Here is a 1,068-nt window from a genome sequence, read left to right as displayed (position 1 = left end):
GGAACACCCGAAGGCGACGGCTGTGTGTGGGGGGGGGGGGGGGGGGTTTGGGTGCGGGGGGCCTTTCTTTTCAAGTAGAGGGGTGGTACCCTTCGGCGGCCCCGGGCCGGCCCGGTCACCCGTCTGTGTGAGGTGATGTCACTTCTGCTCGCTGAGCGCCTTGTTGAGCAGCACGACGTTGACGCCCTCGTTGCCGAGGAAGCCGAGCGAGCGGCTCTCGGTGTACTCGTCGACCAGCTTGGTCACGGCCTCCACCGGCAGGCCGCGGTTCCCGGCCACCCGGTCGACCTGCTCCTTGGCGTACGCGACGGAGATGTGCGGGTCGAGGCCGGAGCCGGAGGCGGTCAGCGCGTCGGCCGGGACGCTCGCCGGGTCGACGCCGTCGAACGCGGCGACGGCGGCGCGGCGGTCCTCGACGGCCTTCAGCAGGTCCTCGCTGTTCGGGCCGAGGTTGCTGGCGCTGGAGGAGGAGGCGTCGTAGCCGGTCCCGGCCGCGGAGGGGCGGGGCTGGAACCACTTCGGGTCCGGCCGGGCCTCCTCCTTCGGGTCGTCCGGGTTCTTCTTCGGGAGGTTGAAGTTCTGGCCGATCAGGCTGGAACCGGCCTCCTTGCCGTCGGACGTCACGGGCGAGCCGTTCGCCTTGTCGGTGAAGGCGGCCTGGGAGATGCCGGTGATCAGCAGGGGGTAGGCGATCCCGAGGATCACGGTGAGCACCAGGAGTGCCCGCAGGGCGGTGAAGTGGGTGCGGAGGGTGGTCGGCAGGGGCTTGGACATGGTTTTCTCTCCTTCCCTGCGTCAGCTGAGGCCGGGGATGAACTGGACGATCAGGTCGATCAGCTTGATGCCGACGAACGGCACCACCAGGCCGCCGAAGCCGTAGACCCCGATGTTGCGGCGCAGCAGCGAGCTGGCGTCGGACGGGCGGTAGCGCACGCCGCGCAGGGCGAGCGGGATCAGGCCGATGATGACCAGGGCGTTGAAGATGATCGCCGAGGTGATCGCGGACTGCGGGCTGTGCAGGCCCATGATGTTGAGGTGGCTCAGGCCCGGGTAGACCCCGGCGAACAT

1 protein-coding gene and 1 pseudogene are annotated in these 1,068 nt (G+C 69.5%); both read right to left on the bottom strand.

The annotated features are described in order from the left end of the window. Positions 1–138: 138 nt before the first annotated feature. Complete coding sequence (gene kdpC, locus ACZ6EM_RS40495; RefSeq protein WP_401047709.1) at positions 139–774, bottom strand: potassium-transporting ATPase subunit KdpC; 636 nt, start codon at positions 772–774, stop codon at positions 139–141. Between the two features lie 21 nt (positions 775–795). Further along, a pseudogene (locus tag ACZ6EM_RS40490) lies at positions 796–1,068 on the bottom strand (potassium-transporting ATPase subunit B); the annotation flags it as partial.

This window comes from Kitasatospora sp. NPDC041917 (assembly GCF_055589745.1).
Note: the sequence above shows the minus strand (reverse complement) of the source record. Positions and strands in the feature narration are given on the sequence as shown.